The 14,123-nt window shown below is 61.1% G+C and carries 12 protein-coding genes; 11 read left to right on the top strand and 1 reads right to left on the bottom strand.

The features are described 5' to 3' along the window. The first annotated feature begins 439 nt into the window (after positions 1 to 439). From H1B31_RS02725 to H1B31_RS02680, 10 genes are all read left to right on the top strand, one after another. Positions 440 to 1,450 (top strand): C4-dicarboxylate TRAP transporter substrate-binding protein, encoded by a 1,011-nt coding sequence (locus tag H1B31_RS02725; RefSeq protein ID WP_185980810.1) that lies wholly within the window; start codon positions 440 to 442, stop codon positions 1,448 to 1,450. An 81-nt stretch (positions 1,451 to 1,531) separates the two neighbouring features. Further along, positions 1,532 to 2,014, top strand: a complete 483-nt coding sequence (locus H1B31_RS02720; RefSeq protein ID WP_185980809.1) for a TRAP transporter small permease — start codon at positions 1,532 to 1,534, stop codon at positions 2,012 to 2,014. Continuing rightward, positions 2,014 to 3,306 (top strand): TRAP transporter large permease, encoded by a 1,293-nt coding sequence (locus H1B31_RS02715; protein ID WP_185980808.1) that lies wholly within the window; start codon positions 2,014 to 2,016, stop codon positions 3,304 to 3,306. Before H1B31_RS02720 ends, H1B31_RS02715 begins: the two co-directional genes overlap by 1 nt. 29 nt (positions 3,307 to 3,335) lie before the next feature. After that, positions 3,336 to 5,174 carry a sigma 54-interacting transcriptional regulator gene (locus tag H1B31_RS02710; protein WP_185980807.1) on the top strand — a complete coding sequence of 613 codons (1,839 nt, stop codon included), beginning with the start codon at positions 3,336 to 3,338 and terminating at the stop codon, positions 5,172 to 5,174. A gap of 34 nt (positions 5,175 to 5,208) precedes the next feature. Continuing rightward, positions 5,209 to 6,249: a zinc-binding dehydrogenase gene (locus tag H1B31_RS02705; protein ID WP_185980806.1), complete on the top strand. Its 1,041-nt coding sequence runs from the start codon at positions 5,209 to 5,211 to the stop codon at positions 6,247 to 6,249. Between the two features lie 240 nt (positions 6,250 to 6,489). Further along, positions 6,490 to 7,950, top strand: coding sequence for a tagaturonate reductase (locus tag H1B31_RS02700; protein WP_185980805.1), 1,461 nt, complete (start codon positions 6,490 to 6,492; stop codon positions 7,948 to 7,950). A 2-nt stretch (positions 7,951 to 7,952) separates the two neighbouring features. Continuing rightward, on the top strand, positions 7,953 to 9,458 hold the full coding sequence (locus H1B31_RS02695) for a UxaA family hydrolase (protein WP_185980804.1): 1,506 nt from the start codon (positions 7,953 to 7,955) through the stop codon (positions 9,456 to 9,458). A 14-nt stretch (positions 9,459 to 9,472) separates the two neighbouring features. Beyond that, positions 9,473 to 10,426 (top strand): sugar kinase, encoded by a 954-nt coding sequence (locus tag H1B31_RS02690; protein ID WP_185980803.1) that lies wholly within the window; start codon positions 9,473 to 9,475, stop codon positions 10,424 to 10,426. Continuing rightward, the gene (gene eda, locus H1B31_RS02685) at positions 10,419 to 11,066 is read left to right on the top strand and encodes a bifunctional 4-hydroxy-2-oxoglutarate aldolase/2-dehydro-3-deoxy-phosphogluconate aldolase (protein ID WP_185980802.1); all 648 of its coding nucleotides are present in this window, start codon (positions 10,419 to 10,421) and stop codon (positions 11,064 to 11,066) included. The genes H1B31_RS02690 and eda overlap by 8 nt, the downstream gene beginning before the upstream one ends. 234 nt (positions 11,067 to 11,300) lie before the next feature. Then, a complete protein-coding gene (locus tag H1B31_RS02680; protein WP_185980801.1) occupies positions 11,301 to 12,011 on the top strand; it encodes a DUF554 domain-containing protein in 711 nt (236 codons plus the stop codon). A 72-nt stretch (positions 12,012 to 12,083) separates the two neighbouring features. Here the strand turns inward: H1B31_RS02680 and H1B31_RS02675 are convergent, their stop codons facing one another. Beyond that, on the bottom strand, positions 12,084 to 12,596 hold the full coding sequence (locus H1B31_RS02675) for a hypothetical protein (RefSeq protein ID WP_226372137.1): 513 nt from the start codon (positions 12,594 to 12,596) through the stop codon (positions 12,084 to 12,086). 144 nt (positions 12,597 to 12,740) lie between these two features. On the opposite strand from H1B31_RS02675, the gene amrA reads away from it, so the two are divergent. Next, positions 12,741 to 14,123: an AmmeMemoRadiSam system protein A gene (amrA, locus tag H1B31_RS02670; RefSeq protein WP_185980799.1), complete on the top strand. Its 1,383-nt coding sequence runs from the start codon at positions 12,741 to 12,743 to the stop codon at positions 14,121 to 14,123.

Raw genomic sequence — 14,123 nt, 5'->3', positions numbered from 1 at the left:
TTTTCATTTCTCTAAAAATGAAAATATGCGGGTATTCTACCATGATAAAGGATGAAAGTCCATGTATACATGCATTTCTGTACCACATTTTACAGCTGCCGTAAAATAAAGTACAATTCAGTTATAGAGCCTCTCTAAAAAGATATCAATTCTCTATTTCAAAAACGAATAAATCATCGATTCATTTCATCAAGAAAAGCATGGTTTTACAAAATGAAATATCTCTCCTTTTCCATTTGAAATACTTCGCCGAGCGATGTGATTTTTCGTCCGATGCAGAAATTTTTTCCAGCCGCAAACAGGCGTCATGATGCGATATTTTTATTTTATGATAAATTTGAGTTAGGATGCCAGCAAGGTTGGCACGGAACTTGCTCTATACTATAGGCAGAAGCAGCAATGTTTCAGATCGGGCAAAATCAAAGGAGGAACTATCATCATGAAACGTATTCTATTCGGACTCTTGAGCACAGTCCTCGCGATCACCCTGCTCGCGGGCTGCGGCGGTCAGCAGTCGGCATCGAAGGACGGCAAGGTCGTCATTCAGGTGGGCTACGAGAACAACCCCGGCGAGCCGTTTGACAAGGGCGTGAACAAGTGGAAGGAGCTGCTCGAGCAGAAGTCGAACGGCACGATGACGATCGAGACCTATCCGTCGAGCCAGCTTGGCAGCAAGAACGATCTCATCGACCAGATGATCGCAGGTCAGCCGGTCGTGACGCTCGCGGACGGCGCGTTCTACGCGGATCGCGGCGTGAAGGATTTCGGCATCGTCTTCGGCCCGTTCCTCTTTGACAACTGGGACGAGTGCTGGAAGCTCGTCAAGAGCCAGTGGTACGCAGACAAGAGCAAGGAGCTCGAGGGCAAGGGGCTGAAGCTCCTCGGCTCGAACTGGGTCTACGGCGCGCGCCACACGCTGACGACGAAGCCCGTGAACACCGTCGAGGATCTGAAGGGTCTGAAGATCCGCGTCCCAAACAACGGCATCCAAGTCAAGGGCTTTGAGGTGCTCGGCGCGGTGCCGACGCCGATGCCGCTTGGCGACACCTATACCGCTCTCCAGCAGGGCACGATCGACGGCGTGGAGAATCCGCTGCCCGTGCTCTACAACGGCAAGTTCCAGGAGGTCGCAAAGTATCTCATCCTCGACGGTCACGTCAAGAATTTCACGACGCTCGTCTGCGGCGCACAGTTCTTCAACAGTCTGACGCCCGAGCAGCAGAAGCTCCTCGTCGAGACGTGCGAGGAGGCGGGTCTCTACAACAACGAGCAGCAGGCAGCCTCCGAGAAGGAAGTGCTCGAGAAGTTCCGCAGTGAGGGCGTGACAATCGTCGAGCCCTCCGATACGGTGCTCGCGGGATTCCGCAATGCGTCGCAGAAGTTCTACACGCTGCCCGACTTCGGCTGGTCGAACGGCCTCTATGACACGGTCAAGGCTGCGATGAAGTAAGCGATTCCGATCTGCAAGGACGCGCCGCCTCGGCGGCGCGCTTTTTCATCAGAAATATTTTATGGGAAAAGGAGAGATTATATGGAAGCGAAAGACAAGGAGCTGGGGATTCTCGAGAATCTGGACTATGTCATCGCAGGGATCGCGCTCTCGGTGCTTGTCCTCGTGACATTCGTCGGCGTCTTTACGCGCTACTTTCTGAAGATGCCGTTCGCGTGGGGAGAGGAATTCCAGCTGGCGTGCTTCGTCTGGATCACATTCCTCGGCGTCGGCGCCGCGTTTCGCTCGGGCAGCCACGTCGCGATCGAACTGCTCGTGGAGCGCATGCCAGAGCGGGTCGCACGCTATGTCGAGCTGGGCGGCTACGCTGTCTCGATGATCATCTTTACATTCTTCCTTTACTACGGCACGCAGATCGTACTCTCGATGGTCGCGATGGGGCGCACGACGAACATCCTCGGCATCCCCTATGCGGCGATCTACATCGTTGTGCCCATCGGCTGCCTCCTGATGATGTATAATTACACGCGTATCATTTTGAAAAAAGGAAAGGAGGCACACTGATGGAAGGCACAGTCATGCTTTCGGCAGCCGTGCTGCTCGTACTGCTCTTTCTCAAAGTTCCCGTCTTCGTCTCCGTCCTCGCGGGTGGCGTGACGTACTTCCTCATGGTGCCGAATCTGCCAGGCACGATCTTCGTCCAGCGCGTGATCGCGGGCACGGAGAGCATCCCGCTGCTCGCGATTCCGTTCTTCGTCTGCGCGGGCGTGTTCATGAACTACACGGGCGTAACGAAGCGCATCATGAACTTCTGCAGCGTACTCCTCGGCACCTTCGTGGGCGGTCTTGCACAGGTTGCCATCCTGCTCTCGACGCTGATGGGCGGACTCTCGGGCTCGAACCTCGCGGATGCAGCGATGGAGGCCAAGATGCTCGTCCCCGAGATGACGAAGCGCGGCTTCTCGCTCGAGTTCTCATCCGTCGTCACGGCGACCTCGGCGATCATCACGCCGCTGATCCCGCCCGGCATTGCAATGATTATCTACGGCTCGATCGCAAACCTCTCGATCGGCAAGCTCTTCGTCGGCGGCGTCGGGCCAGGCCTCCTGCTCTGCGTGGCGATGATGATCCTCGTCTCGATCATCTCCCATCGGCGCGGCTACAAGCCGATCCGCACGGAGCGCGCCACCCCCGAGGAGTTCTTCACTGCGCTGAAGGCCGCGTTCCTCCCGCTCTGCCTGCCGATCATCATCATCGGCGGCATCCGTATCGGCCTCTTCACGCCGACGGAGGCGGGCGCGGTCGCGATCATGTACTCGCTTTTCCTCGGCATCATCTACCGCGAGATGCACCTGCACGATGTCATCACGGGCATCCGCGAGACGGTTACGACCTCCGCGTCCATCATGATCATCATCGGCGCAGCGTCGACCTTTGCATGGATTCTCACGAAGGAGCGCATCCCGCAGGAGCTCGCACAGATGATGATCGTCTTCCTCGAGACGCCCGCACTCTTCCTCATTGTCGTCAACATCTTCCTGCTCATCGTCGGCATGTTCCTCGAGGGCAATGCAGCAATGATTATCCTCGTGCCCCTGCTCGCGCCGATCGCAGCATACTTCGGCATCAACGAGTATCAGTTCGCGATCATGTTCATCTTCAACCTCGCGATCGGCGCGCTCTCGCCGCCGATGGGCACGCTCATGTTCGTCACCTGCGGCATTACGAAATGCAAGATGAGCGCATTCATCAAGGAGGCAGTTCCGTTCTACATCCTCCTCGTCGTCTGCCTCGCACTGCTGACGATCTTCCCGATCTTCAGTTCTGGGTTCATCGACTTCGTCTACGGCGGGTAATTTTATCTTGAAAGGGGAGGCGCAGCCTCATGTCACTCATTCTGTTTGCCGCACCGGCGGCGGATATCGCCCAGAAGGCGGAGCGCATCATACGCCGCCGTCAGCTCGACATGCCCGTCATCACGGCGGATGACAAATCCGTGCGCGATGCGGTGCTCGCCTACCCCGACCCGTTCGTCGTCATCAGCCGCGGCGGTGTCGCCGAGGAGATCAAACAGATCCCCGGCCGCACGGTCGTAGAGGTCACAACCTCGTTCAACGACATCCTCGCCGCCGTCGCCTCCCTCGATGCGCATGGCATGCGGCGCATCGCCGTCGTCATGCGCGGCAATATCCTCTTTGAGACGCCGCAGAACTTCTCGCTCTCGGGGTTGGATATCCTCGTCCGCCCCTGTGACACGTACGAGGAGATCGAGGCGACGGTGCGCAGCCTCGCACAGACGAAGAAGGTGGACGGGATCGCGGGCTGCCGCTACGCCGTGCGCGTCGCGGAGGAGGTGCGCATCCCGAACGCCTACGTCGATACAAGCGAGAAATCCATCGAGAAGGCAATCGACGACGCACTGAAGATCCTCGACGCAAAACGCAAGGAGTCGCTGCAGCTCGAACGCCTCGAGGCAGTCATCGAGAACATCGACGAGGGCGTTGTCGTGCTCGACGAGCAGGATCGCCCCGCATTTTTCAACGACGAGGCGAACGACCTCTTTCGCGGCAGCCTGCACACGGATTTCGCCGAGGTCATGGGTACGGAGCTCAAGGAGTACGCGGGCGAACGGCTCGTGACCATCCAGGGGCGCAAGGCACTCTTTCGCATGGTGCCCGTCGGGATGCGCAACCGCCGCGAGAACACGGTGCTCATCTTCCACGAGGCGGAGGCGATCTCCAAGCAGGAGCAGAAGGTGCGCTCCTCCCTCTACCAAAAGGGATTCTACGCGCGCATCCGCTTCCCCGACATCCGCACGGAGTCCGAGCGCATGAAGGAGATCATCGCGCGCGCGGAGAAATTCGCGCGGACAAACGCGAACGTCCTCATCCTCGGCGAGACGGGCACGGGCAAGGAGGGCATGGCACAGAGCATCCACAACGCAAGCCATCGAGCAAAGAAGCCCTTCGTCTCCGTGAACTGTGCGTCCATCCCGCCGTCGCTCATCGAGAGCGAGCTGTTCGGCTATGTCGAGGGCGCGTTCACAGGCGCGCGGCGCGCGGGGAAAAAGGGGCTCTTTGAGCTCGCGGACGGCGGCACGATCTTCCTCGACGAGATCGCAGAGCTGCCGCTCGACATCCAAGGGCGGCTGCTGCGCGTCCTACAGGAGCGCGAAATCATGCGCGTCGGCGACGATCGGATCATCGCGCTCGACATCCGTATGATCTGCGCGACGAACAAGGATCTGCGCGCGCTCGTCGCGGAGAACAAGTTCCGCGAGGATCTCTACTACCGCGTCAACGTCCTCAAGGTACAGCTGCCGCCTCTGCGCGAGCGGCGCGAGGACATCCTGCCCCTCCTGCGGCACTACTTTTCGCGCTACGCACCGCAGGAGGACTTCGACCAATTCATTCAAAAGCACCTCCAAGAGCGCCTGCTCGCCTATGATTGGCCGGGCAATATCCGCGAGCTGCGGAACATCGCAGAGGTCTTTGCCAGCCTCGGCGACGCGGCACCGGATGCGGCGCAGCTGGACGAGCTGCTCGGCGCACACCGCGCATCGGCAGCGCGCGACACGATCGAGATCCCGCTCGGGCTCTCGCTCAAGGAGGTCGAGCTCGCACTCATCGAGCGCATGCTCGAGACCCATACGCCGGACGAGACCTGTGCGGCGCTCGGCATCAGCCGCGTGACGCTCTGGCGGCGCCTGCGGCGTGAGATATGAGATAGACAACAGCTTCGGAAAAGGAGTTTTACAGATGAAAGCAATACGTATCAATCAGCCGGGAGAAGCGGAGATCTTTACCGCCGAGAAGCCGACACTGGGTCCCGGTGAGGCACTGCTTAAGGTGCTCTACGGCGGCATCTGCGGCAGCGACCTCGGCACCTATCGCGGGACGTTCGCCTACGCGTCCTATCCGCGCATTCCGGGACATGAGTTCTCGGCGCAGATCATGGAGATCTCGCCCGAGGACGCCGCGCAGCGCAATCTCCACGTCGGACAGATCGTCACCTGCAACCCGTATTTCAACTGTGGGAGCTGCTACTCCTGCACGCGCGGCTTCGTCAACTGCTGCGAGCACAACGAGACGATGGGCGCCCAGCGCGACGGCGCGTTCATGGAGTACATTACGATGCCCGTGGAGCGCATCTACGACGGCAAGGGGCTCTCGCCGCTCGAGCTGACGCTGATCGAACCGTTCTGCATCAGCTATCACGGCGCAAGCCACGCGAACATCCAGCCGGGCGAGAAAGTACTCGTCATCGGTGCAGGCACGATCGGCGTACTCGCTGCTGCGGCGGCAAAGGCGGCGGGCGCAGAGGTCTACATCGCGGACATCGCGCCGAAGAAGCTCGACCACGCCGTCGAGATCTTTGACCTCGCGGGGCGCATCCTCAACGACAGCCCGGAACACTTCGCAGAGCAGGTGCATGAGATCACGAACGGCAACGGATTCGACGTGACGATCGAGGCGGTGGGGCTGCCCGCAACCTTCCTCTCCTGCGTGGATGCAGCGGCATTCGGCGGGCGCGTCGTGCAGGTCGGCGTCGGCAAACGCAATGCGGATTTCAACTTCACCCTGCTGCAGAAGAAGGAGCTGAAGCTCTACGGCTCGCGCAACGCGCTGAAGAAGGACTTCCTCGCGCTGATCGACCTCGTGAAGGCCGGGAAGATCGACATCACAAAGGTGGTCACGAATACGTACGAGCTCGCGGATGCACCGCAGGCGTTCAAGGATTTCTCCGAACACGCCGACACGATGCTGAAGGTCGTCATCCACTTCGCCGATCCGGAATGAACATCGTCCCGTAAGCTTCTGCAATGCGACCCCGACGCGAACGCTTAGTTACGCAAGTGATCGCGCGCTTATTCGCCTAAATACATGCGGACTTCTTAAACGCGAGCTGCGCGCTTGAACGAAAGAAATCCGCAGGGGGCGAAACGCCCGCTTTACTCGCTTGCTCCACTAGGGTTCGCTTAGGGGCGTCGCATTGCATTCCATAATCGCATATGAAGCCCAACAAAGGAGAGTGCCGCAATGAAAGAAATTCAGGAGATCTACAGCCCCGAATCGCATCCCGTCCGCATCATGCAGTTCGGCGAGGGGAACTTCCTCCGCGCCTTCGTCGACTACGCCGTCGACGTCGCGAACGAGGAGAACGACCTCGATGCGAGCGTCGCCATCGTCATCCCCATTGCGGGCGAGCGTCCTCAGTTCGCCGTGCAGAAGAACCTCTACACCGTCTGCCTGCGCGGCCAGCAGGAGGGTGCGGCGTACAAGGAGAACCGCGTCGTCCGATGCGTCGATCGCGTTCTGAGCGCATACGCCGACTACGACGCCTATATGCAGCTTGCGGAGCTCGATACCCTGCGCTTCGTCGTCTCCAACACGACGGAGGCGGGCATCGTCTTTGACCCTGCCTGCGCGCTTGCGGATCGCCCGCCAAAGGCGTTTCCCGCGAAGCTGACCCAGTTCCTCTACGCGCGCTTCCAGCACTTTGGCGGCGCGGCGGACAAGGGGCTCCACATGCTGCCCGTCGAGCTGATTGAGCACAACGGGCAGGAGCTGAAGCGCTGCGTTATGGAGTATGTGAAGCTCTGGAGCCTTCCCGCAGACTTCGCCGCGTGGCTCGATACGGCGTGCACATTCTCCGACACCCTCGTCGACCGCATCGTTGTCGGGTATCCGCGCGCAGAGGCAGCCGCCTATGAGGAGGAGCTCGGCTACCGCGACGCACTCCTCAACCAGGCGGAGCCCTTCTCCCTCTGGGTCATCGGCAGCGAGGCGGTCGGAAAGGAGCTGCCGCTCGCCTCAAGCAAGTTCCACGCCATCTTTACGAGCGACGTGGTGAAGTACAAGGAGCGCAAGGTGCGCATCCTGAACGGCGCACACACCTCGATGGTGCTCGGCGCATACCTTGCAGGGCTCGACTACGTCGGCGACTGCATGAAGGATCCCATCATCCGCCGTCAGCTCGATCAGTCCGTCTACGACGAGATCGTCCCGACGGTACACCTGCCCGAGGCGGAGTCGCGCGCATTTGCTGCGGCGGTCTTCGAGCGCTTTGAGAATCCCTTCGTCCATCACGCGCTGCTCTCCATCTCGCTCAACTCCATCTCGAAATGGCGCGCGCGCGTCCTGCCCTCGTTCAAGGACAGCCTCGCCAACACGGGCAAACTCCCGAAGTGGCTCACATACTCCCTCGCGGCGCTCCTCGTATTCTACCACACGACGGAGCAGGGCAATGGCTGCCTCATTGGACATCGCGGCGCGGACAGCTACGAGATCCACGACGACGCGGACAAGCTCGAGCGGCTCGCGGTATGGGCGGCACTCCCGAACAGCGCATATGTCCACAATGCGCTCGCGGCAGAGGATTTCTGGGGCGAGGATCTGACGAAGATCGCAGGGCTCGAGGCAAAGGCGCTCGAACACTTTGAGCGCATCGGTGCCGTCGGTGCGAAGGCACACATCGAAGAACTTGGGAAGGTCTCGTAACGATGGCGGAAAAACTCTTTCAAATCCAGCCGCAGGACAACGCCGCCGTCGCGCTCTCGGACATCACGGCGGGCGAGACGGTCACGCTCGGGGATGCCTCGTACACGGCGCGGGTGGCGATCCCTGCGGGACACAAGATGGCGATCCGCCCCATCCGCATGGGCGAGGACGTGCTCAAGTACGGCTTCCCCATCGGCACGGCGCGGCGCGACATTGCCGTCGGCGAGCATCTGCATACGGACACGGTGAAATCGAAGCTCGGCAGCCTGCTCGAGTACCGCTACGAACCGGAGAAGGCGCCGCACTGGGATCCTGCGCAGTACAGCTATCTGCGCGGCAAGACGTTCGACGGCTACGCGCGCCCGGACGGCAGAGCCGGCATCCGCAACGAGATCTGGATCATCCCGATGGTCGGCTGCGTCAACGCCATCGCGCAGGCAATCGAGAAGCGCGCGCAGGAATATCGCGAGGGCTCGATCGACGGCATCTACGCCTACGGTCACCCCTACGGCTGCTCGCAGCTCGGCGGCGACATGACGAACACGCAGAAGTACCTCGCCGCGCTCGTCCAGCATCCGAACGCGGGCGGTGTACTCGTCCTCGGCCTCGGCTGTGAGAACAACGAGATGGCGCAGATGCGCGATCTGATCGGCCCCGTCGACAGGCGCCGCGTGAAGTTCCTCCTCTGTCAGGAGGTGGAGGATGAGGTCGAGGCAGGCGCACGGCTCGTCGCGGAGATCGCGCGTGAGGTGCGTGACATCCCACGCACGCCGCAGCCGATCGAAAAGCTCGTGCTCGGACTCAAATGCGGCGGCTCCGACGGATTCTCGGGCATCACGGCGAACCCGCTCGTCGGCGAGGCGTGCAACGAACTCGTCGCGGCAGGCGGCACGGGCATCCTCACGGAGGTACCCGAGATGTTCGGCGCGGAAACGCTGCTGATGAACCGCGCAAAGGATGAGCGTGTCTTTAAGGACACCGTGCAGCTCATCAACGGGTTCAAGGAGTATTTCATGCGCCACGGCGAGAAGGTCGACGAGAACCCCTCGCCCGGCAACAAGGCGGGCGGCATCACAACCCTCGAGGACAAGTCCCTCGGCTGCGTGCAGAAGGGCGGCATTGCGCCCGTCATGGACGTGCTCGCCTACGGCGATGTCGCGCGGGAAAAGGGGCTCCTGCTCCTCTGCGCGCCCGGCAACGACCTCGTCGCGTCGAACGCCCTCGCGGCCGCAGGCGCGCACATCGTCCTCTTTACCACGGGGCGCGGCACACCGTTTGCCTGTCCCGTACCCACGGTGAAGATCGCGAGCAATCCGCATCTCGCGCAGTACAAATCGGGCTGGATCGACTTCAGCGCGGGACGCCTGCTCGAGGGCGAGACGATGAAGGAGGTCACGGCGGACTTCCTTGACCTCCTGCTCGCCATCGCCTCCGGCAAAGCGCACGCGAAATCCGAGGCGCTGGACAAGCACGACCTCGCGATTTTCAAGGATGGGGTAACGCTATAGGAAAGAGGTACGGAATGAAAGGGCTGATTCTCGCAGGGGAACCGATGGGGCTTCTCATCGCGCAGAGCGAGGGGGCACTCGGGGATGTGTCGGGCTACGATCTCGCTGTCGCGGGCGCGGAGTTCAACGTCGCGGTCGGCGTTGCGCGCCTTGGTCACCGCGTCACCTACATGACGAAGCTCGGCCGCGATCCGTTCGGTGAGCGCATTGTCCGCGTTCTGGGTGCGAACGACATCGGCACGGAGTTCGTCGCGTGGAGTGCGGATCGGCGCACGGGCTTCATGCTGAAGGGGCGCGTGCACGAGGGCGATCCACCGATCTTTTACTTCCGCGCGGGCTCTGCCGCATCGACGCTCGCGCCCGAGGATGTGGAGGCAATCGACTTCTCTGCCTACAGCCACATCCACCTGACGGGCATCCTGCCCGCGCTGACGAACGAGACGCGCGCGGCGGTGAACCTCATGTTCGAGCGCGCACGCGCAGCGGGGCTCACGATCTCCTTTGATCCGAACCTACGCCCGCAGCTCTGGCCGGACGAGCGCACGATGCGCGAGACGATCAACGCCCTCGCTGCACGCGCGGACATTGTCCTGCCGGGCACAGCCGAGGGGAAGATCCTTATGGGCAGCGACGATCCCGCCGCCATCTCCACGTTCTATCAGGAGCAGGGCGCGCAGATCGTCATCACGAAATGCGGCAGCGCGGGCGCGTATGTCGCCGACGGCGCAGAGCGCTATCACGTACCGGGCTTCCGCGTGCGCAAGGTTGTCGATACGGTCGGCGCGGGTGATGGCTTTGCCGCAGGCGTCATCACGGGTCTGATGGAGGATCTGCCACTGCGGGATGCCGTGCGGCGCGCGGCGGCGATCGGGGCGATCCAGGTCATGAGCCGCGGCGACAACGAGGGGCTGCCGACACGGGCGGCGCTGGAGACATTTATGAAGGAGGCGGATTCTGCTCATGAGTAAACAACTGAAGACCATATCCGAGATCGGCCTCGTGCCGCTCATCGTGCTTGAGGATGCTGCGTGTGCAAAGCCGCTCGGCGAAGCGCTCGCTGCGGGCGGCATTCCCGTCGCCGAGGTCACGTTCCGCACGGATGCCTGCCTCGACATCATCCGCGCGATGAAGGAGATCCCGAATCTCATCGTTGGCGCGGGCACGGTACACACGGCAGAGCAGGCGGCTGCAGCCGTCCATGCAGGTGCGACCTACATTGTGACGCCCGCGTACAATCCTGGCGTCATTGAATGGTGCCTTGCACACGATATCGATGTGATCCCAGGAACAGTCACGCCGGGCGAGATCGAGGGGGCATACGCATACGGCATCCGCCTCTGCAAATTTTTCCCCGCCGCCGCATATGGCGGTACAATGACGCTCAAGGCGCTCGCAGGCCCGTTCGCCGACGTGCGCTTCCTGCCGACGGGTGGCGTGAGCCTCGAGAATATGATCGACTATCTTGCCCTGCCGAACGTCGCGGCAATCGGCGGCAGCTTCATGACACCGGAGAAGCTCGTCGCGGCGCAGGACTGGGCGGGCATCACCGACACCTGCCGCACGATCGTTGAGAAAATGCGCAGCGCGCTGCCCATGCGCCAGAAATAGGCCTGAGAAAGCACACAGCCTCACCATGTAATCATCTGCATGATGAGGCTGTTTTTCATGAGTACGTACAGCGCCCTATTCGTCCCTGACGATACCGATGCGCGTGTGCGGATTTTTCGCGCTGCCACGCCTTTGCTGACCCGCTGTTGATCTGTGTTTCCTCTCCCCATTTTACATATGCAGATAAATAGGGTACAATGAACCTTTCAATGAACTGAAACGGAGGGGCGCAATATGCCGGGCATCGGAATCATTACAAACGTCGTCGCCATCCTGCTCGGGGGACTCCTCGGGCTCGGGTGCGGGCGCTTCATCTCGGAGCGCTTTCAAGAGACGCTCATGCGCGCGTGCGCGCTCGCGGTGATCTTCCTCGGGCTCGGCGGAACGCTGCGGGAGATGCTGCGCATCGGCACAGATGGGCAGCTCATCTTTGGCGGCGCGCATATGATGCTCGCCAGTCTCATCGGCGGCGCACTCATTGGCGAGCTCATCAACATCGAGGATCGCATGGAGGCGTTCGGCGCGTGGCTGAAACGTGTGTCTGGCAGCAGCGGCGATGCACGCTTTATCGACGGCTTCGTCACCGCCTCGCTGACCGTCTGCGTCGGTGCCATGGCGGTCATCGGCTCGATCAACGACCGCCTGCTCGACGACCCGTCCGTGCTCTTTGCCAAGAGCGTCCTCGATGCGGTTGTCGTCATGCTCCTCACCGCGACGCTCGGGCGCGGCTGCATCTTCTCGGCGGTCTCGGTCGGACTCTTTCAGGGCGCGATCTTCCTCGTGGCCGGCGCGATCGAGCCCATCATAACACCCGCAGCACTCGCGAATCTCAGCTACATTGGCAACATCCTCATCTTCTGCGTCGGCACGAACCTCCTCGGTCTGCCGCACATCCGCGTCGCGAACTTCTTCCCCGCTCTCGTCATTGCCATCCTCTGGCAGTGAATTCTTCACATAAAACAGCCTACATACTGTCCATAATCGGACGGAATGTAGGCTGTGTTCGCATATGCACGATTATTCGTACCCGACAATGCCGATGCGCGTGATGCGGCCTTTCTCCACACTGAATCCGATGTGAATATCGTACGGATCGCGGTAGACGAAGCTCTCCTCGCCGCTCTCATAGCGCGTATAGCGCTGCGGCTTGCCGTACGTGCGGGTGATCTTGTCGGCCGGGTCGCCAACCGTCACGCCTGCCGGTGTTGCAATCCCGTTGTGCGCACTCGTATTGATATACATGACCGTATCGCCGACAAATGTAACCTGAAACGACGTGCCGTACGTATAGCGATCCATCATCTCATCGAGTGCCGCGCTCTTCGCCGGCTCCGTGCGCTCGGTCGGCGCACCGTAGATCGCCTCGACCTGTGCGCGCTTCATCCCGACCATGATGCCGCCGAGCGCGATCTCATTGTACTGCAGGACATGATCGTCCCGATTGATCTGGTTCGCGCCCGCAGCCATAGTAACTGCCGAAAACGCCAGTACGAGCACAGCCACCAGCCCGACAATTCTCTTCCCCATCATTCTCATCCTCCTTGCAGATGTTAAAATCTCTTTGATTTTTTCGACAACAAAACGCAAAATCCTCTCTCATATTAAAATCATGAAGGGCTTTTTCATCATGTGGCGAATCAATAGACATATAGAATTCCGTAAGGAGGTTGTCCTATGTCAATCCTTGCAGCCTATGTCGTCCCCCATCCGCCGCTCATCATCCCCGAGGTCGGGCGGGGCGAGGAGAAGAAGATTCAGCTGACGGTAAATGCCTACGAGCGTGCGATGAAGGAGGCAGCGGATTTTGCCCCCGATACGATCATCGTCGTGAGCCCGCACACGGTCATGTACGCAGACTACTTCCACATCGCACCGGGCGAGGAGGCGTCGGGCAGCTTCGGTCAGTTCGGTGCGCCCGAGGTCGCGGTGACAGCACGCTATGACAGCGTGCTCGCAAAGGAGCTTGCGTCCGTGGCTGCGGCGGAGGGCATCAAGGCGGGGCCCGTCGGCGGGAGAAATGCCGCGCTCGATCATGGGGTCATGATCCCCCTGCACTTCCTGCACGCATATACGCGCGACTTTCGCCTCCTGCGCGTCGGCATCTCGGGGCTCTCGCCTCTCGCGCATTACAACTTCGGCAAGTGTATTGCACGCGTGGTCGAAACGCTCGGACGCCGCGCCGTCTTCATCGCGAGCGGAGACCTCTCGCACAAGCTGACGCCCGAGGGACCCTATGGCTTTGCGCCCGAGGGACCGCGGTTCGACAAGGCGTGCATGAAGTATCTCGAGGAGGGCGACTTCCTCAAGCTCCTGCGCATAGCCCCCGCGCTCTATCAGGCGGCGGCAGAGTGCGGTCTGCGCTCGTTCTGGATGATGGCGGGTGCACTCGATGCAAAGGCGCTCAAGATCAAGAAGCTCTCCTATCAGGGGCCGTTCGGCGTCGGCTATGGCGTTGTCTCCTGCAAGGTGACGCGCGAGGATGCGCGCCGCAGCTTTGCCGAGCGCTATGAGATCCTCGAGAAGCGTGCACGCGAGGAACGGCGTGCCGCTGAGGATGACTATGTGCAACTCGCACGGCACGCGATTGAGACCATTGTCCGTACGGGTGAACCCGCTGCACGCCCGCAGGGACTTCCGTCCGAGATGGCAGAGCGCGCGGGTGTCTTCGTCTCGCTCAAGAAGGACGGGGAACTGCGCGGCTGCATCGGGACATTCGAGCCGACAGCGAAGAATATTGCGGAGGAGATCATAAAGAACGCCGCCTCCGCCGCCCTGCGCGACCCGCGCTTCCCGCCCGTACGCGCAGACGAACTGGATGAGCTCGTCTACTCCGTCGATGTGCTGACGGAGCCGGAGCTCGTGGACAGTGCGGACGATCTCGATGCGAAGAGATACGGCGTCATTGTCGAGTCACGCGGGCGCAAGGGGCTGCTCCTGCCCGATCTCGCGGGCGTCGACACGGTGGAGGAGCAGCTGCGCATTGCACGCAAGAAGGGCGGCATCCCCGAGGACGCCGCCATCCGTATCTGGCGCTTTGAAGTGACGCGGCACGTCTGA

Origin of the sequence: Selenomonas timonae (assembly GCF_014250475.1) — a bacterium.
Lineage (GTDB): Bacteria > Bacillota > Negativicutes > Selenomonadales > Selenomonadaceae > Centipeda > Centipeda timonae.
This window is presented reverse-complemented; position numbering and strand designations above follow the sequence as displayed.